The following is an 18,771-nucleotide window of genomic DNA, read 5'->3' on the forward strand; positions in this document are numbered from 1 at the left end:
AGAAAAGATTACTTCTTCTTTTTCTTAGCGCTTTTTTTCTTGTCGGCTTTCTTCGCTTCTTTCTTCTTGTTCTTTTTCTTGAACACTGGCTTTTTGTGTTGCGGTCTCATGCCTTCAATGAAGCGCTCTTTGATGTCTTCTTTGGTGTAACGAGCGACGCGATCCAGCATCGGCTGGTCGTGCGCCTCAACGATAGACAACGCATTTCCTTTTTTACCAGCACGAGCGGTTCGACCAATTCGGTGCAGGTAAACATCGGCGGTTCGAGGCATGTCGAAGTTGATGACATGAGATACGTCTGGCAAATCGATACCACGTGCGGCCACATCGGTTGCCAGCAGAACGTTCACTTCACCTTCTCGGAAACGGCGAATGGCGTTGTTACGGCGATCTTGCGGCATCTCACCCTGAATCCACGCACAGGTAATCTGGTCACTCTCTAATTTAGAACGCAGGTCCGCCAGGCGATCGCGTGTCTTTAAGAATACAATGGAACGTTCCGCCTGTTCGGTTACCACATGCTTAAGAAGCTGATATTTATGCTCCATGGAGTCGGCGCGGTGATACCACTGAGTGATTTTTTTGCGTTCGCGGCGAGAAGGTTCTGCATCCAGCTCGGCTGGGTTTTTCAAAAGATCCGCTGTGAAGCCTTCCACACCACGACCTTCAAGCGTTGCTGAGAACAACATAGACTGTTTACGCCAGCGACACTCTGCTGATAAGCGGTCAACGGTCGGGCCAAATCCCATATCCAGCATGCGATCCGCTTCATCCAGTACCAGCCATTCAATAGCGCGGCAGTCAAAACGCTCCGCTTCAATGTATTCCATCAAACGACCCGGTGTCGCGACCACGATATCTTGCGTGGTGGATAGAATATCCGCGTGCTCCTGATACTGAACTCCTCCGGTAATGGTGAAGATCTTCAGGTTTGTGTACTTCGCCAGAGCTCTGGCTTGATCCGTAACCTGCATCGCCAGTTCACGAGTTGGTGTCAGGATCAGAATACGTGCAGGTCCCGCTTTACGGCGTGGAAAATCTTGCAGATATTGTAGTGCAGGAATGACGAAAGCGGCGGTTTTACCAGTTCCGGTAGGGGCTGAGGCGAGGACATCGCGACCATCCAGTGCTTGCGGAATTGCTTCAGCCTGAATTTGAGTTGGGCGTTCGTATCCCATCTCTTCAATGGCTTCCAACAGATTTGGATCGAGTTCGAGTTCAGCAAAAGTTCTGATCACAGTGGGTCTCCACAAGCGTGTGAATGATTAATTGGGCGCGAATTATATACCCATAACCCATCAGATAAAACGCATTTTCCAGCAGGATCTTTACATCTTTAAGTAAAAGCCTTGGGTAAGAGCAATGAATTCTGAACTGTAGCCATTACCCTGGTTGATCACTAAAGAGGACTCTTGCGTTTCACACGGCTGTTTGGTCAGGGCAAAAAGCAGTCGGGTTGCCAGTTTTCGAGCGGTTGTCTGAACACGACAACACTGAGATAAGTACCAGCCTTGCGCCTGTGCGATCTCGATGCATTGTTCCCCTTCAACCACAGGCAGCACAAAGCTTGCTGATCCTGTATCAGTAAGGTGTGCCCAGCAGGTTTTCATTAAAGCGCTGTGAGTTAGCGTATTGGTGTGGCGGGCGTCGGCACGACGAGTGTCTAAAGCTTGTTCTCCGCTGTTGAAGTAAGGCGGATTGCAGATAATGGCGTCGAATTGGGTATCGAATGACAGGTTTAATATATCGCCACAAACAGGACGTATCTTTTGGCTCCAGGGGCTGTCTGCAAAATTTAAGCTTGCAGCTTCAAAGGCATCTTGCTCTAGCTCAACTGAAGTAATCACGAGGTTGTCATCGGATCTCTGAGCGCACATTAAAGACAGTAAACCAGTCCCCGTACCAATATCCAGCAGTTGACCAGCAGGTGGGATTGAAGCCCAGGCACCCAGTAATACGCCATCAGTACTGACTGGCATTCCACTACGACCACCGCGAATCTTAAACTGTTTGAATTGAAAGTCTTTGGTTCTGTTCTTCATATGCTGGTTTGGTCGGGTGGTTAAATATATTAAATTCTTGTTATTTTAAAGATAAAGATTTTGATTAGTTATATGAGCTGAAATATCACATATAGCCAGTGATTCTATCTGCTAAATGGTGTTCTGATTGAATTTTTATTGTGTTTTTTGTCATTCTCTTGTTTCTGTTATCGCTTTTGTTCATTATTCGCCCCTTAATTCTAGAATAAAATTTCAGAATATTTGCAAACACAAGATTTTTATAAGGGTTTTAAGTGAATCAAAAACTAAAAACAACTGATGTCGTTGCTCTGGGCTTTATGCTCTTTGCATTCTTTTTAGGAGCGGGCAATATTATTTTCCCTCCTCTTGCGGGTCAATTAGCAGGTGAAAATTTGTTTCCTGCCATGTCCGGTTTTCTGTTTACTGCGGTAGGTCTGCCTTTGATCACCATTATTGCTATTGCAGTAGCGGGTGGATCTTGGGAACATCTTTCTAAGCACCTTCCTAAACAGGTAGCGACACTTATTGTCGTACTGATCTTCATTATTATTGGTCCTGCATTTGCTGCCCCACGTACAGGTTTGGTTGCGTACGAGATGGCAGTGAAGCCGTTCATTGCTAACGCAGAGCAAATGCACCTGACTATATTCTCCATTGCATTCTTTACCATTGCGATGTTTTTTGCCTGGTCTCAGGGCAAGTTGATCGACACCATTGGTAAAGTGCTGACGCCAGTGCTGTTCATCGGTTTGATTACGTTAGCTGTGTCTGTATTTCTAAACCCACAAGGCGTTCCAACAGAAGCGCAGGGCGAGTATGTGACTCAACCACTGATCAAAGGTTTCCTTGAAGGTTATAACACCATGGATACCTTCGGCGCGCTGATGTTCGGTATTCTGATCGTGGATGCACTGCGTAGCAAAGGCATTACCGAGTCCAAACCGACAACTAAATACCTGATCAGCGCAGCGGTGATCGCAGCAGCGGGTCTGGCATTTGTTTATGTGTCTCTTTTCTACTTGGGTTCTACAAGTGGCACTGTGGCTGCTGGTGCAGATAACGGTGGTGTGATCCTAAGCCTATACGTACAGGCTCTGTTCGGTGCGTCGGGTCAGACGGTTCTGTCTGTGATTGTTCTGTTGGCGTGTCTGACAACAGCTATTGGTCTGATCTCAGCTTGTTCTGATTACTTCAGCTCTATCACCAAAATCAACTACAAAACCTGGGTTGTGGTTATTGGAGTCGCGTGTGCAGTGGTGGCAAATGTTGGTCTGAGCCAGTTAATTTCACTGTCTGTTCCTGTTCTGTTTGCCCTTTACCCAGTAGCCATTGCTTTGGTTGCACTGGTGTTTGTACGAGATCGCTTGCCAAATCCGCGCGTAGCATACCGCGTAGTAGTATTGGTGGCATTTGTGTTTGCTCTTCTGGATGCTGCGAAGGTTTCGGGTATCAATGTCAACGCATTCAATATGCTTCCACTGTTTGAAGTGGGCATGGCTTGGCTGATGCCAACTATGGCGGCGATCATCTGCATGTTCTTCATTGGCGCACCTCGTAAAGAGTTGTCGGAAGAAGCGGCATAATCGCAACTTAGTAATCAAAACAAGAAAGGGGCTGATAATCATCAGCCCCTTTCTTTTTTATAAATGTATAGAGTTACAGCGAGTCGTGGTATTCCACCAGGATTTGCTCACACCACTTTTCGATGCGCTCATTACTGAACTCGTACTGGGAATCCTCATCAAGAGCTAGACCAACAAACTGTGATTTGTCTTCCGTAAGGGCTTTAGATGCCTCGAATTCATAGCCTTCATTTGGCCAGTAGCCAATGAATTTTACGCCTGTTGGGATCAGTTCATCATGAAGAAGCCCCATCGCATCGAGAAACCACTCGCCATAGCCTTCTTGATCGCCTAAGCCGAACAATGCGACGTGTTTGCCGTTTAGCGACACGCCACCGATGTGCTCCCATATTGCACTCCAGTCTTCTTGAATTTCACCGAAATCCCACGTAGAAATCCCTAGCAATAACAGATCATAGTTGTTCATCAATGATAGTGGTGTTTCTTTTACATTAAATATATCCACTAAATCTTCGCCGATGAAGGCGCGAATTTTTTCCGCTGCCATTTCTGTGTAGCAGGTTGTTGAGCCGTAAAAAAGTCCGATTTTCATGATCTGTCATTGTTTGTCGAAGAGATGGCAGATTCTATACCCAAATAACCTTCAGATGCTAGGCTCAGCGACAAGATGGATTTTCGGTCGTAACTATTTGGAGGGGATGCTCATAACATGCTCAAATTTGCAGGGTTTATACGATTGTAGGTGAATTTTAATAGTATTATTTTCATGCCTCACATACTCTCATGAGTGTTACCGATAAAAAGAGAGATAAGAATGACGGAAACAAGTCATCCAGATACCTACTTAATGGAGCAGTTTCTTGATGCCATGTGGATGGAGCGTGGATTGTCTGAGAATACGCTCGCTTCATACCGTAACGATTTATCCAAGTTGCTGAGCTGGATGTTGAAAGAGAACTTCCGGCTCGATTTCATCAGCGTCTCTGGGTTGCAGGACTATCAAGGCTGGCTGATGGATCAAGGCTATAAACAGACGTCACGAGCGAGAATGCTTTCTGCGATTCGCCGTCTGTTTCAGTATCTTCACCGTGAAAAGGTAAGAGCAGACGATCCAAGTGCTCTGCTTGTGAGCCCAAAACTGCCCAAGCGGCTGCCCAAGGATTTGAGTGAACAGCAGGTTGAAGATTTACTCAACACGCCAGATCCTAATGACCCGATAGAGCTTCGCGACAAAGCCATGCTTGAACTCCTATACGCAACAGGGCTTCGGGTCACTGAACTGGTTAGCCTGACGATGGAAAATATTAGCCTGCGGCAGGGCGTTGTTCGTGTAACAGGTAAAGGCGGAAAAGAGCGGTTGGTCCCAATGGGAGAAAATGCCGTTGATTGGATCGAAACCTTCCTAGAACATGGTCGTCCAAGCATTTTGGGGGAAACGTCATCGGATGTGGTGTTCCCAAGCAAGCGGGCAAGACAAATGACGCGCCAGACGTTCTGGCATCGAATTAAATTTTACGCCACGCTGGCAGAAATCGACACGGATGCGTTGTCGCCTCACGTGCTCCGACATGCATTTGCAACGCACCTGTTGAATTACGGTGCAGATTTGAGAGTGGTGCAAATGTTATTGGGTCATAGTGACTTATCGACTACGCAAATTTATACTCACGTCGCAACAGAGCGACTCAAACAGATTCACGAACAGCACCATCCAAGGGCGTAGTTCGTACATTAACTTTTAAGGTGAAAACATGCATTTCATGCGCAAACTTGGTGTTGTAGCAGCGGGCGCGCTGGCTTCATTTTCTCTATTCGCAGCAGACGCAGACACAAAATCCATCACAGAGCGTTTCAGCAAGCTTGGTCTGATGGTGACATCCGTAGATGACAGTGACATTGCGGGTCTTTACGAAGTAGAAACCAATCAAGGGTTGTTCCTTTCTACAGAAAAAGGGGACTACTTCATTCAGGGTAAAATCTATGCCCTGGACGACAAAGGTAATTTCACAGACGTGATCGCCAAGCGTTACGCAGAAAAAATCAAAGACTTCTCTTCAAGCTGGATTGAATACAAAGCCAAAGAAGAGAAGCACGTCGTGACTGTATTTACCGACGTAGATTGCGGTTACTGTCTGAAACTGCACCGTCAGATGGAAGACTACAACAAAAATGGTATTACCGTTCGCTACCTTGCCTACCCACGTGCCGGTGCACAAAGTCAGGTAGGGCATCAAATGTCACAAATCTGGTGTGCGAATGATCAGAAAGCCGCAATGGACGAAGTAAAGCTTGAGCGTACTTTCTCGCAAGAAACCAGTGAGCTGTTACAATGTCAGAACACCATCGCTGCACATCGTGATCTTGGTTCTAAGTTGGGTGTACGTGGTACACCAGCTATCGTAACTGGTAACGGTAATGTGATTGGCGGTTATCTGTCTCCGGATGATTTGACTGCTCAGCTAGAAAGACTTAACTAATTGACCAACGGATGCCTGAGGGAAACCTCAGGCAAACGCCATTCTTATGATTGAAATTCAAAGACGTCCGCAAGACGCGCCTCACTCCTTACCTGATTCCATTCCCCCTTTATTGCAACGCATCTACGCCGCACGCGGTGTTCAAAGTATTAACCAGTTAGAGAAAGCCGCGAAAGCGCTTCACTCATACCAACTACTGGGTGGAATACAGCAAGCCGTAGAGATTTTGTTTGAATCGATTCAGAAGCAAAAACGCATCATCGTCGTAGGGGATTTTGATGCCGATGGCGCAACCAGTTCTGCGTTGTCAGTGCTTGCGCTTCGGATGCTAGGTTGTCCCAACGTGGACTATCTGGTGCCAAATCGTTTTGAAGATGGCTACGGCTTAAGCCCGGAGGTGGTCGATCAGGCTCTGGAACTGGGTGTTGAAGTCATCATGACGGTCGACAATGGTGTATCGTCGATTGATGGCGTGCGTTACGCAAAGCAGAAGGGATTAACGGTTATCGTCACCGATCATCACTTACCGGGAAATGAGCTTCCCATTGCCGATGCGATTGTGAACCCCAACCTCGAGTCTTGTCAGTTTCCATCAAAATCTTTGGCTGGCGTTGGCGTTGCGTTCTACATGATGATGGCGCTTTGCGTTCACATGCGAAAGCTCAATTGGTTTGCCTCACAAGGGATGCAAGAACCCAAACTGATGGAGCTTATCGACTTAGTCGCACTTGGAACCGTCGCCGATGTCGTGCCTCTGGATGAGAATAATCGAATTCTGGTGCATCAAGGGTTACAACGTATTCGTGCTGGTAAAGCTCGCCCAGGAATTCAGGCGCTTATCGAAGTGTCCAAACGAGATGCCCGCAGACTGGTGGCATCCGATTTCGGATTTGCTTTAGGTCCACGCATTAATGCAGCGGGGCGTTTGGATGACATGTCTTTTGGGGTTGAGCTTCTGATGAGCAACAATATCCACGCTGCGCGCCGCATGGCGAGTGAGTTGGATGGGCTCAACCAAACTCGTAAAGAAATCGAAGAAGGCATGAAGCAAGAGGCCATGGCGTTTTGTGAACGTCTGCAATTTGGTGAAAATGCGGAGCTGCCTTATGGCTTAGCCTTGTTCCAGCGAGACTGGCATCAGGGTGTTATCGGTATCTTAGCCTCGCGCATTAAAGAGAAGTTTCATCGCCCGGTAATCGCCTTTGCCGACGGCGGAGAAGGCACAATCAAAGGGTCCTGCCGCTCTATTCCCGGTCTGCATATGCGAGACACATTGGACAGAATCGACACGCAAAATCCTGGGTTGATCGCTAAATTCGGTGGTCATGCTATGGCGGCAGGATTGACCATCGATGAAGTCGATTTTGAAAAATTCAGCAAGCTGTTCGATGAAGCGGTCAGGCAAGATCTTGATGAAGCCTCACTCAAAGGAGTGGTGATGTCTGACGGCGAGTTGCTACCCGAAGAGTTTTCCATGCACGTAGCTGAAACTTTACGTGGAGCCGGACCATGGGGACAAGCATTCCCAGAGCCCATTTTTGATGGCGAGTTCAAAGTCCTGCACCAAAAATTGGTGGGTGAGAAGCACTTGAAATTGATGCTAGAACCGCTGCATAAGGGTCACCCGACCAATATCATGATTGATGGCATTGCGTTCAATATCGATTTACGTCGCTGGCCAGACGCGTCGGTGAAAACCGTACACTTAGCCTACAAACTGGATGTAAACGAGTTTCGTGGCAATCAGTCACTTCAGTTGATGATCGATCATATCGAGGCCAAGTAACCTCGTATCCAGTATTGCCTTTCAACCCTGTCCCGCTGTTGATTGAGAGCAGCGGGCATCTGCAATTTCTCAGCTCAAATTGCGCAAATTTTTCCTGTATCTCTGTCACATTTTTAAGTAGAATTCCTCGGTTAAATTCTACGCTAAAATGTTGAGCAAACATGTTTGAAATCAATCCAATTAAAAACCGCCTGCAGGACGTGACTGAGCGCACGAATGTCCTGAGGGGGTATCTTTGACTATGACGCCAAGAAAGAGCGTCTAGAAGAAGTAAACGCAGAACTTGAACAACCAGATGTATGGAACGAACCTGAGCGAGCACAAGCCTTAGGTAAAGAACGTGCATCACTGGAAGCGGTGGTAGAAACCATCGACTTGCTAGACCAGGGTGTGGAAGACGTTGATGGTCTTCTGGAACTGGCGGTTGAAGAAGAAGATCAGGAAACCTTCGACGAGATTGAGCCAGAATTGGCTGAACTTGAACAAAAGCTAGAGAAGCTTGAATTCCGTCGTATGTTTGCTGGCGATCACGACTCCTCTGATAGCTACATCGACTTGCAAGCGGGTTCAGGTGGTACAGAAGCTCAAGACTGGACCAACATGATGCTTCGCATGTACTTGCGTTGGGCTGAGGCCAAAGGCTTCAAAGCGGAAGTGATTGAAGTATCTGAAGGTGAAGTAGCGGGTCTGAAATCGGCAACGGTTCGTATTTCAGGTGAGTACGCTTACGGCTGGCTTCGCACTGAGACGGGCGTTCACCGTTTGGTTCGTAAATCGCCATTCGATTCAGGCGGCCGTCGCCATACTTCATTTGCGTCTGCGTTTGTTTACCCAGAGATTGACGAAAACATTGCTATCGACATTAACCCTGCCGATCTTCGCATCGACGTATACCGTGCGTCGGGAGCTGGTGGTCAGCACGTTAACACCACGGAATCTGCGGTACGTATTACCCACCTTCCAACCAATACTGTGGTGCAGTGTCAGAACGACCGTTCTCAGCACAAAAACAAAGATCAGGCAATGAAGCAGCTTCGAGCGAAGCTATTCGAACTTGAGCTTCAAAAGCAGAACGCAGAGAAGCAAGCCAATGAAGACGCCAAGTCTGACATCGGCTGGGGTAGCCAAATCCGTTCTTATGTACTGGATGACTCCCGAATCAAAGATTTACGTACCGGCGTTGAAAACCGCAACACGCAAGCGGTTCTTGACGGCGATCTGGACAAATTTATCGAAGCCAGCCTGAAATCAGGTCTGTAAGCTTTCACCGACAATCGACAGGATACATCGAAAATGACTGATGCTGTTCAAAATGAAACGCAACTAGAAGCCCATTCACAAGAAGAGAATAAGCTGATTGCCGAGCGTCGCGCGAAATTGGATGAAATTCGCAAGACTTGCAACGCTAACGGTCACCCTAACGACTTCCGTCGTGACAGCTTGGCTGGCGACCTTCAGAAAGAGTTCGGTGAAAAGAGTAAAGAAGAACTGGAAGAGCTGAACCACGTAGTGGCGATCGCGGGTCGTATCATGGCGAAGCGTGGTCCTTTCCTTGTGATTCAGGAAACTTCTGGTCGTATCCAGGCTTATGCGGCGAAAGATGTTCAGAAAGAACTGAAAGCGAAATACCAAGGGTTAGACATCGGTGACATCATCGGTGTGAAAGGTGCGCTTCACAAGTCTGGTAAAGGTGACCTTTACGTGAACATGGAAGAGTACGAGTTGCTGACCAAAGCACTGCGTCCACTTCCAGAGAAGTTCCACGGCTTGACGGATCAGGAAATGCGTTACCGTCAACGCTATGTTGACCTGATTGTGAACGAAGATTCTCGTCAGGCGTTCATCATCCGTTCTAAGCTCGTGTCTTCTATCCGTAACTTCATGAGTGGCAAAGGCTATCTGGAAGTTGAAACTCCAATGATGCACGTGATTCCTGGCGGTGCAACGGCTCGCCCGTTCATCACTCACCACAATGCGCTGGACATTGATATGTACCTGCGTGTTGCGCCGGAGCTTTACCTTAAGCGTTTGGTTGTGGGTGGCTTTGACCGTGTATTCGAAATCAACCGCAACTTCCGTAACGAAGGTTTGTCTCCTCGTCACAACCCAGAATTCACTATGATGGAATTCTACCAAGCGTACTCAGACTACAAGGACCTAATGGACCTGACTGAAGAGATGCTAAGTACGGTAGCGCTGGATGTTCTTGGTTCAACGTCTATGCCTTACGGTGATGAAACGGTTGAATTCGGTGGTAAATACGCTCGCATGAGCATGTTTGAAGCCATCAAACACTACAACCCAGAGCACGACGCTATTCAGAAACTGACAGAAGCGGATCTGCAAGACCGTGACTTAATGGTGTCAATTGCGAAATCTGTTCACGTAGAAGTGGAAGAGTTCTGGACGTGTGGTCAACTGCTTGAAGAGATTTTCGGTGAGACAGCCGAGCCTAAGCTGATTCAGCCAACCTTCATCACTGGCTACCCAGCAGACATTTCTCCATTGGCTCGCCGTAGCGACGGCAACCCGTTCTTCACTGACCGTTTTGAGTTCTTTATCGGTGGTCGTGAAGTCGCAAATGGTTTCTCTGAGCTTAACGATGCTGAAGATCAGGACGCTCGTTTTAAAGCTCAGGTTGAAGCAAAAGATGCGGGTGATGATGAAGCGATGTACTACGACGAAGACTACATCACAGCACTTGAGCATGGTCTGCCACCAACAGCAGGACAGGGAATTGGTATAGACCGATTGGCAATGTTATTCACAAACACGCATACCATTCGTGATGTAATTCTATTCCCAGCAATGCGACCACAGCAGTAAAAATTTTGTGTCTCAAAATTAAAGCCACCTTCGGGTGGCTTTTTTTGATCTTAATTTGAGTGCTGAAATTTTATAAATATGTGATTTTGCTCTGCAAAACGAGCGATCTTTTCACTTTATCTTTATGTGTCTCACTATTGACAACAGTTATTGGTTAGTCTGTTCATGCTTGACTGTTTAACAATCTATACTATGTCTTAACTATGAGACGTTTTATTGTCGCAAGATTAATTCATATTTAAATCGTCAAGCACCTTAAAACCACGATGAAGATCGTAACAACAATATAGATTGATTAAGGAAGTATTAATGGGTACTCAATTCCGAATGGATTCTGTACCGGGTTCACTTGTTGTTGTTGGAGGCACATACGAACCTTGGCTTGCAGTGTTAGAGCAGGTAGGTTGGCGTTGCCAGCGATGTGATGACCTTCGTGAAGCACAAACATTGTTCTCAGAGATTGGTCCTTGCATTGGGATTGTTGATTTAAGCCAAGATGAGTTCAGTCTCAATGGATTGGCTAATTTGGTCAGCAGCCACAAGCAGGTTCGTTGGCTGGCATTTATTCGGGAGTCTCAACTGAGTTCCGATACCATATGTCAGTTCATAGTAAACTTTTGTATTGATTTTTTTACTGCGCCCATACCAGACGCACAATTACTCAATACAATTGGCCACCAACTTGGAATGCTGAAACTGGAGAAAAAAGTTTGGCCGAGTTATGGTCAGACTAGTGATATGGGCATGATTGGGGAGTCAATGCCTATAAAGCGTCTGCGAGATCAGGTAAGAAGAATTGGACCTACCGATGTCAGTATTTTGATATTTGGGGAATCAGGATCAGGGAAAGAAAAAGTTGCTCAGGCAATCCACACGACATCGGCCCGCTCAAAAGGTCCGTTTTTCAGTGTGAATTGCGGTGCGATATCTGAGCAGCGAATGGAAATGGATATTTTCGGCATTGGCAGAGGCGACGACTGGGGAGAGTCCTCACTGCTAGAGCAAGCTGATGGAGGCACAATTCTGTTCAACGATATTTTGAACATGCCGCTATCTCAACAACAGCATTTGTTATTCTACTTACAGGAAGGAAAAGTCGAAACAAAAGAAGGGGCGAAAGAGGTTGATGTCAGGATTCTGGTTGCAAACCATTCCGACATGGAAAAAGCCCTTCTCGATGATGACTTTAACGAAGAACTTTACCACCGACTCAATGTACTGAGAATTAACGTTCCTAGTCTGAAAGAGCGCTCTGGTGATATCGCTGTACTGGCGAATCACTACCTGAACGTGTATTCCCGTGAATACAACGCTCAGGCGCGTAGCTTCTCTGATCAGGCTCTGAGAGCATTAACTCAGCACCATTGGCCAGGAAATGTTCGTGAGTTAATGAATCAGATTAAGCGCGTTGTACTGATGTCAGATTCAGTGGTTATTGAAGAGTCACAACTCGATTTACCAAAACGTGCTGACAACCAAAGAAGTTTGCGTAGCATACGAGAGCGATCGGAGAGGGATGCTTTAGTATTGGTACTGGAATCACATGATGGTCAGGTGACGCCAGCCGCAAAAGAATTGGGTGTATCACGAGCGACAATGTATCGCTTGCTGAACAAGCACAATCTGATTTCTGAAACCAGAGCATAAATCCTGATTCAGATACAAAACAAAAAGCAAACGCTCGCATAAACTGCGAGCGTTTTTTTATCGTATTTGCGTTTTCTTATGAACATATATTCTATTTTATAACTGAAACTTTAAATATTATTCCAGCGAATAAGCTTCGATCCAGTTGCATACAGATGTATTTGCTTTATTTATAAATAAAGCAAATAACTGCTTGAATAATATCCTTTCGGGGTTAGAATTTAACCGTGACAGCAAGTCACACCAAATCACTTCTATTTTGGATTAAGTAACTCAGGGAGGCACAAAATGCTAATCATTTTCAAAGCACAGCAAATTTGTGTCGCCACCGATATGGGCAATACCACCAACGTTCGTGGTAGTGAACTGCCTACATCTGATAGTTAATTAATCCGTAACCTTTCAGGCTGCGGGTAAGCGGTCTGACTGGGAAAGTCTCTTTTATTGAATCCTGTTCTTCCGATCGCTTTATCCAGCCTGTTTTACAATCTGGAGAAAAGTTATGCGTCACTCAATTTACATTCAACTAGCCACTTTATTAGTTAAAGCCGATATCAAACGCGAAGAGCGAGCCTGGAAACGTCGTGTTGCGAGAGCACAGCAAAACATTCCATGGCACAACGCCCACCTGTTGCAAGATATTGGTCTTGACCCAGACGGTCGTCTAGTGGGTGCGAATGAGCAACCTTCAGCTACAGCAGAACGTCGTGTTCGTCATCTTCGCCGACTAATACGAACGCGAATTCCAACGTAGTAAAAGGGGCTAAGCAGGTAGTCTGCTTAGCCCCTCCAATCAAAAAATTTCCTGTCAATCAGGGACAAGGGTTGGAGTATTGCACTCCAATCTCTTGTAGAGAGTTCAGCAACTCTTCTGACAAATTCACGTCCAAGCTGTCAATGTTACTCTTCAACTGATCCATAGTCGTTGCTCCAATGATGTTGGAAGCAACAAATGGACGCTGATTTACAAACGCTAATGCCATCTGAGCCGGATCTAGCCCATGTTCTCGGGCAAGATTGACATAAGCTTCCGTTGCTTTGATGCCATTGGGGGTAAAGTATCGAACGAAGCGTTCAAACAGAGTACAACGTGCTCCATCTGGACGGGCATCATTTAGGTACTTTCCACTTAACACACCGAATGCAAGAGGTGAATACGCCAGTAACTCGACGCCTTCGTGGTGAGCAATTTCAGACAGCCCAACTTCGAAAGTTCGATTCAACAGGTTGTAAGGATTCTGTATAGAAACCGCTCTTGGTAATCCATGCTTTTCGGCTAGCCTTAGATAACTCATGACTCCCCAGGGCGTCTCATTCGAAAGCCCGATATAGCGAACTTTCCCTTGCTTAACAATGTCTGCAAGCGCTTCGAGAGTTTCCAGTATCGGTGTATCGTGTTGCTCTTCCGGATAAGGGTAATTGAGTTGACCGAAGCAGTTGGTCTGGCGCTCTGGCCAGTGGATTTGATAGAGATCGATGTAGTCTGTTTTTAGTCGGCGCAAACTGTCATCGACGGCTTGGTGAATGTTACGCCAGTCTAACGCCATATTGTCCCTGATGTAAGGAATGCCGCGCGGTCCTGCTACCTTTGTCGCGAGCACTATTTTTTCGCGTTTACCGGATTTTTCAAGCCAGTTCCCAATGTATTCTTCTGTTCTTCCTTGCGTCTCTTCTTTGGGAGGAACTGGGTACATTTCTGCGGTATCAATAAAGTTGATGCCTCTTTCCAAGGCGTAATCAAGTTGAGAGAAAGCTTCAGCCTCGGTGTTCTGTTCACCAAAGGTCATGGTTCCTAAACACAACGGACTGATTTCAAGAGTTGAATGCGGTAACTTCCTTAATTGCATAAACATTCCTCGTTTTTCTTCCACTATAAACTGATTGTTATGGCAGCGGTCAAGTAAAAACTAATAATGACTTATTTAACAATAACTCAGTTGTTGACTATGCTTTACAAACCCCATAACAAAAATGCATGGCTCGAATGCCAGCCAAGGAAGGGAAAATGCAAAGAGAACAACTGAATCACTGGGTGCACGCAAAGCATATTGAACAAGGTAAAGAGCCCAAAATATTCGTCATCAGTTGTGCAAACCTATCCAGTTATTTGCTTGCTGTGGAATACAAACACAAGCTTGAACCCATTAAAGGTAAAAATGAACCCTTGCACTTTGATTCACTGGAGCTGGTGAAAGCTGCATTACATAAAATGGGTGTTCATACTGCCTATCTAAGATTACACAACGTTTACGATGAATGTGGTGAGACTGGTGCTGCTCCATATCATGATATCGAGCTGTCTATCCATTAGGTGTTTCTGAAGATGTCGGCGAGACAATGGCGACGGATGTTATTGATCAAAAAATTGTTCGAGGATCTTTTGGGTGAAATTTTTCTTGAGATAAAAACCTCGAGGGAGCGTCATGATAGGCGTGCCATCGCTGCCGTAGGCTTCAGTTAAAGCACGGCTATTGGCTGCTTTGGGGCGAAGTTGCAACGCCTGACCGTGGCGGGCGGTGATTTGTTCAACTTTTCCAAGCACAATAAACTCCATGAGTTCTTCCCAGTCGTGCCTTAAGATCTTCTCTTCTTCTTCAGTGGGTGACCACAAAACCGGGCAACCGACATGTCTGTCGCCGACTGGCAATTCTCTCTCTCCTTCGACAGGGATCCAGAGAACACGAGAAAGCTTTTGTCTGATATGGCTATGTTCCCATGTTAGCCCCTGCACACCGATAAGTGGAGCGACAGAAACAAAAGTGGTTTCAAGAGGAGTACCTTTATGGCTAATTGGGATACTTTTGAGCTCAATACCAAGATCAACAAAATCCTGTTGTGGCTTGCTACCGGCACTTGCGCCTAAATGCCATTCCAGTAACTGACCAACCCAACCTTTGTCGCGCCTTAAGTTTTCAGGAACATCCATATTGGCTTCTTCCGCTAGCTCAGAAAGTGTATAGCCGGCTATGGATAACGCTCTTTCATAGAGCTCTTGTTCTGATGTTGGAGTCGGTTTCATGGAGGGGTTATTCAGTTAAAAAACGCATGTTATCACATCTGTCAGAAGATAATCCTGAGTGAATGGGTTGATCATTTAAAAAGCACTTCGGATTCCAAGGATCTTTTAATAACTTATCCACAGAAAAAATAGAAAACTCGCCAAAGCTAAAACAACTGGATCTATATTCAGGGGTTTTGTAGAACGTATTTGTTACGTTCTGGCTACATTTAGTCAGTTTTTGACCGCTTGATGTGGATAAAGGCTTGTATGGTTGATCTTTAACCGATCTGTATTTGAATAACATTTTCGTTAATCATTAAAGATAATATTAGGTGTGTATTTTATTTAACTTTTTGTTTTTATTTTATTTTATTTTGATCTGAATACTCGATTCTTGTAGTGGTACGCAGTAAGTAGATCAGGTTTTTCCCATTGTGTTCGGTTTCTTCACACACTTATTCACAGAAAAGGTGAATAAATGTGGCGCTGGTCTCATTATTGTGTTGATAACTTAGGTTTTGATGAAAAGTTATCCAGTGCTGGCGTTGTCGCACAGAAAAAAACGCATTATGCGACATGTAAGTTTGCCCAAGTTGGGGATATGTGGAAAAATCACACTTAACAGAGATTTATATTAGAGGTTAGCCAGTGATCGATGGCGATGGTTACCGCTTAAATGTGGGAATTGTAATTTGTAACAACCATGGTCAGGTATTCTGGGCAAAACGATACGGGCAGCATTCATGGCAATTTCCTCAAGGGGGAATCGATGATGGCGAAACACCCGAAGAGGCAATGTTTCGTGAGCTGTATGAAGAAGTAGGTTTGACTCAAAAAGACGTAAAAGTCGTCGCGACCAGTCGTCATTGGTTACGCTATAAGCTACCCAAACGGCTGGTACGATGGGATTCAAAACCAGTTTGTATCGGACAAAAACAGAAATGGTTCCTGCTGCGTTTAGACTGCGATGAGTCTAAAATCAATATGCAACGTGGCAATACCCCTGAATTTGATGGTTGGAGATGGGTAAGTTATTGGTACCCCGTAAGACAGGTTGTTTCGTTTAAACGTGACGTTTATCGACGAGCGATGAAAGAGTTTGCCACGTTGGCGATGCCGTTTAGAGAGCGGAAAGTAAAAGGTAAGCGAAAGAATCGAAGAGGATAGATTAAATGCTCACTCAGCTGCGGGATATAGTTGAACAGGTTTCCAGAGTTGAACACATTCATGAGGCATTAGATGTCTTGGTCAACGAAACTTGTCATGCCATGCAAACTGAGTGTTGTACCGTCTATTTTGCAAACGATGAATTATCCCGCCTTGAATTGATGGCGACCAAAGGTCTGAAATTTGAAGGGGACGAAATCCACATTGGTTATCATGAAGGGCTCGTGGGCTTAGTTCGAAGAACTGCTGAGCCCCTTAACCTTGCAGAAGTATCTACTCATCCTAGCTTTAAGTTCTTTCCTCAATTGGGTGAGGGCATTTATCACTCCTTCTTAGGTGCCCCTATTATTCATCGAAAACAAGTGCTCGGCGTATTGGTTATTCAGCAAAAATCGCCTCGGCTGTTTTCGGAAATGGAAGAATCATTTCTCGTCACTTTGTCCGCTCAGCTTGCGGTGATCATTGCCCATGCTCAAGCGCAAGGTCACTGGCTTCTGAATGATGCCAACAGCCAGAAATTAAGTGGAATTGCGGCGTCACCCGGTGTTGCAGTCGGCGAATTCTGGTGGGACGACACGCAACCCAAACTTTCAGACGTTTACCCGGCCAGTACTCTTGATGTTGAGCAGGAGCAAGAATGGCTCGCACTGGCGATGGAAAGCGCAAAAGCAGACTTTCGCCGTTTAAGGAAGAAACTGGACAACGATATCAACAAAGATACGTTGGCAATATTCGATCTCTTCACCCATTTATTGAACGACCCCATGCTGCGAAACGATCTGAAAGAGCAGATCCAGAAGGGGGATCGTGCCGACTGGGCTTTGCGTCAGGTCGTAGAAACCTATTCAAACCGGTTTGCTCAGATGTCGGACGTGTACTTGCGAGAGCGAGCTCAAGACATTCGTGAATTGGGGCAGCGACTGCTTTATTTTTTGCATACCAGTGAAGTGGGGGAGCTTGAGCTCAACCAACCCGTCATTTTGGTTGTCAATGAACTTACGGCATCTACGCTCGCTAGCCTACCCAAAGACAAGTTACTTGCTGTGATATCTATTGAGGGAGCGGCAAACTCGCACGCAGCGATTTTGTCTCGTGCACTGGGTATCCCTGCCATAATGGGGGCCAACGTCACTCCGCAAAACCTCAATGGTAAAGAGGGGATTGTAGATGGTTACAGCGGTGAAATTTTCGTTGAGCCACCAGCGCAGTTATTGAAAGAGTATCGCTCGCTGAGAGATGAAGAATTCGAACTCTCAAAAATGGTGGAGAAAGAACTTCATCAAGAAGCGAAAACTCAGGATGACTGTAAAGTTGACGTGCTTCTTAATGCGGGTTTGAGTGCTGATACCAACATTTCTGTCAATCAGGGAGTTAATGGTGTCGGGCTTTATCGAACGGAAATCTCTTTTTTACTTCAACATCGTTTTCCTTCTGAAGAAGAACAACACCAGCAATATCGTCGAGTGCTCGAAACGTATCCGAACAAACCCGTAGTCATGCGGACGTTGGATGTCGGTGGCGACAAACCTTTACCTTACCTTCCTATTGAGGAAGACAACCCTTTTCTGGGTTGGCGTGGAATACGCTTTACTCTGGACCATCCTGATATTTTCCTTATCCAGCTTCGTGCCATGCTCAAAGCGAGTGATGGCCTGAACAATCTCAACATTTTATTACCCATGTTATCTGGCAACCAAGAGCTGGATGACGCACTTGCTCTGATCCAACAAGCCTATGACGAGGTGTCGCAAAGTCACAAAAATGTGTGCAAACCTCGTGTAGGCGTTATGTTAGAAGTCCCTTCCATGCTCTATTTACTGTCATTTATGGCAGATAAAATAGACTTCGTTTCGGTTGGAACCAATGACTTAACCCAATATCTTCTTGCTGTAGACCGTAACAACGCACGTGTGTCTGGCGTATATGAATCGGTGCATCCAGCCGTGATACAAGCTCTGGCACAAATCGAAAAAACGTGTCGGGCTCATAAACTCCCGGTGAGCATTTGCGGCGAGTTGGCGGGCGACCCTATTGGGGCTTTACTATTGGTTGGATTAGGGTATCGTTCTCTGAGCATGAATACCGCCAACGTAGCCAGAGTGAAATATTTGCTTCGCCAGTCCTCAGTGAAGGACCTAGAGCAATTAGCTCTGAGTGCACTTGCTCAGCCGTACGGGCAGGCGATTTACGATCAGGTATTTGATTACTTAGAACAACGAAATCTCGCAGGATTTGTCCGGGCGGGTAATAAATAGAGGTA

16 protein-coding genes are annotated in these 18,771 nt (G+C 46.0%); 11 read left to right on the top strand and 5 right to left on the bottom strand.

What is annotated here, in order from left to right; all coding sequences use genetic code 11:
- Positions 1-8 precede the first annotated feature (8 nt).
- Positions 9-1,238, bottom strand: coding sequence for an ATP-dependent RNA helicase SrmB (gene srmB / locus RH89_RS00670; protein WP_004397868.1), 1,230 nt, complete (start codon positions 1,236-1,238; stop codon positions 9-11).
- 90 nt (positions 1,239-1,328) lie between these two features.
- Entirely contained in the window at positions 1,329-2,042 is a 714-nt protein-coding gene (locus RH89_RS00675; protein WP_004397872.1) for a tRNA1(Val) (adenine(37)-N6)-methyltransferase, read from the bottom strand.
- A 254-nt stretch (positions 2,043-2,296) separates the two neighbouring features.
- On the opposite strand from RH89_RS00675, the gene brnQ reads away from it, so the two are divergent.
- Positions 2,297-3,607 (top strand): branched-chain amino acid transport system II carrier protein, encoded by a 1,311-nt coding sequence (gene brnQ / locus RH89_RS00680; protein WP_004397877.1) that lies wholly within the window; start codon positions 2,297-2,299, stop codon positions 3,605-3,607.
- A 73-nt stretch (positions 3,608-3,680) separates the two neighbouring features.
- Here the strand turns inward: brnQ and fldB are convergent, their stop codons facing one another.
- Positions 3,681-4,199, bottom strand: a complete 519-nt coding sequence (gene fldB / locus RH89_RS00685) for a flavodoxin FldB (RefSeq protein WP_004397879.1) — start codon at positions 4,197-4,199, stop codon at positions 3,681-3,683.
- Positions 4,200-4,421: 222 nt separating this feature from the next.
- Between fldB and xerD the strand changes: the two genes are divergently transcribed.
- The 7 genes from xerD (at position 4,422) to RH89_RS00720 (ending at position 13,097) form a co-directional block, all read left to right on the top strand.
- On the top strand, positions 4,422-5,330 hold the full coding sequence (xerD, locus tag RH89_RS00690; protein WP_004397882.1) for a site-specific tyrosine recombinase XerD: 909 nt from the start codon (positions 4,422-4,424) through the stop codon (positions 5,328-5,330).
- A 28-nt stretch (positions 5,331-5,358) separates the two neighbouring features.
- The gene (dsbC, locus tag RH89_RS00695) at positions 5,359-6,084 is read left to right on the top strand and encodes a bifunctional protein-disulfide isomerase/oxidoreductase DsbC (protein WP_004397884.1); all 726 of its coding nucleotides are present in this window, start codon (positions 5,359-5,361) and stop codon (positions 6,082-6,084) included.
- A 46-nt stretch (positions 6,085-6,130) separates the two neighbouring features.
- Positions 6,131-7,870 (top strand): single-stranded-DNA-specific exonuclease RecJ, encoded by a 1,740-nt coding sequence (gene recJ / locus RH89_RS00700; RefSeq protein ID WP_004397886.1) that lies wholly within the window; start codon positions 6,131-6,133, stop codon positions 7,868-7,870.
- Positions 7,871-8,031: 161 nt separating this feature from the next.
- Positions 8,032-9,130 (top strand): peptide chain release factor 2 gene (gene prfB, locus RH89_RS00705; RefSeq protein WP_139063201.1). Its coding sequence is split into 2 segments (ribosomal slippage): positions 8,032-8,106 and positions 8,108-9,130, totalling 1,098 coding nucleotides; the frame shifts between segments, so codons are not numbered across the junction.
- Positions 9,131-9,163: 33 nt separating this feature from the next.
- The gene (gene lysS / locus RH89_RS00710) at positions 9,164-10,696 is read left to right on the top strand and encodes a lysine--tRNA ligase (protein WP_004397888.1); all 1,533 of its coding nucleotides are present in this window, start codon (positions 9,164-9,166) and stop codon (positions 10,694-10,696) included.
- A gap of 309 nt (positions 10,697-11,005) precedes the next feature.
- Positions 11,006-12,343, top strand: a complete 1,338-nt coding sequence (gene vpsR / locus RH89_RS00715; protein WP_004397895.1) for a cyclic-di-GMP-binding transcriptional regulator VpsR — start codon at positions 11,006-11,008, stop codon at positions 12,341-12,343.
- Between the two features lie 502 nt (positions 12,344-12,845).
- Positions 12,846-13,097, top strand: a complete 252-nt coding sequence (locus tag RH89_RS00720) for a hypothetical protein (protein WP_004397899.1) — start codon at positions 12,846-12,848, stop codon at positions 13,095-13,097.
- 58 nt (positions 13,098-13,155) lie between these two features.
- Here the strand turns inward: RH89_RS00720 and RH89_RS00725 are convergent, their stop codons facing one another.
- Entirely contained in the window at positions 13,156-14,190 is a 1,035-nt protein-coding gene (locus RH89_RS00725) for an NADP(H)-dependent aldo-keto reductase (RefSeq protein WP_004397901.1), read from the bottom strand.
- Between the two features lie 158 nt (positions 14,191-14,348).
- Here RH89_RS00725 and RH89_RS00730 point away from each other — a divergent pair, with 158 nt between their 5' ends.
- A complete protein-coding gene (locus RH89_RS00730; RefSeq protein ID WP_004397903.1) occupies positions 14,349-14,654 on the top strand; it encodes a DUF6482 family protein in 306 nt (101 codons plus the stop codon).
- Positions 14,655-14,693: 39 nt separating this feature from the next.
- On the opposite strand, the gene mutH is transcribed toward RH89_RS00730, so the two are convergent.
- Positions 14,694-15,362, bottom strand: a complete 669-nt coding sequence (gene mutH, locus RH89_RS00735; RefSeq protein WP_004397904.1) for a DNA mismatch repair endonuclease MutH — start codon at positions 15,360-15,362, stop codon at positions 14,694-14,696.
- Positions 15,363-15,992: 630 nt separating this feature from the next.
- Between mutH and rppH the strand changes: the two genes are divergently transcribed.
- Positions 15,993-16,511 carry an RNA pyrophosphohydrolase gene (rppH, locus tag RH89_RS00740; protein ID WP_004397908.1) on the top strand — a complete coding sequence of 173 codons (519 nt, stop codon included), beginning with the start codon at positions 15,993-15,995 and terminating at the stop codon, positions 16,509-16,511.
- Between the two features lie 5 nt (positions 16,512-16,516).
- Entirely contained in the window at positions 16,517-18,766 is a 2,250-nt protein-coding gene (gene ptsP / locus RH89_RS00745; protein WP_004397909.1) for a phosphoenolpyruvate--protein phosphotransferase, read from the top strand.
- Positions 18,767-18,771: the final 5 nt, after the last annotated feature.

The sequence above is a fragment of the Vibrio nigripulchritudo ATCC 27043 genome, assembly GCF_000222685.1.
GTDB classification, from domain to species: Bacteria; Pseudomonadota; Gammaproteobacteria; order Enterobacterales; family Vibrionaceae; genus Vibrio; species Vibrio nigripulchritudo.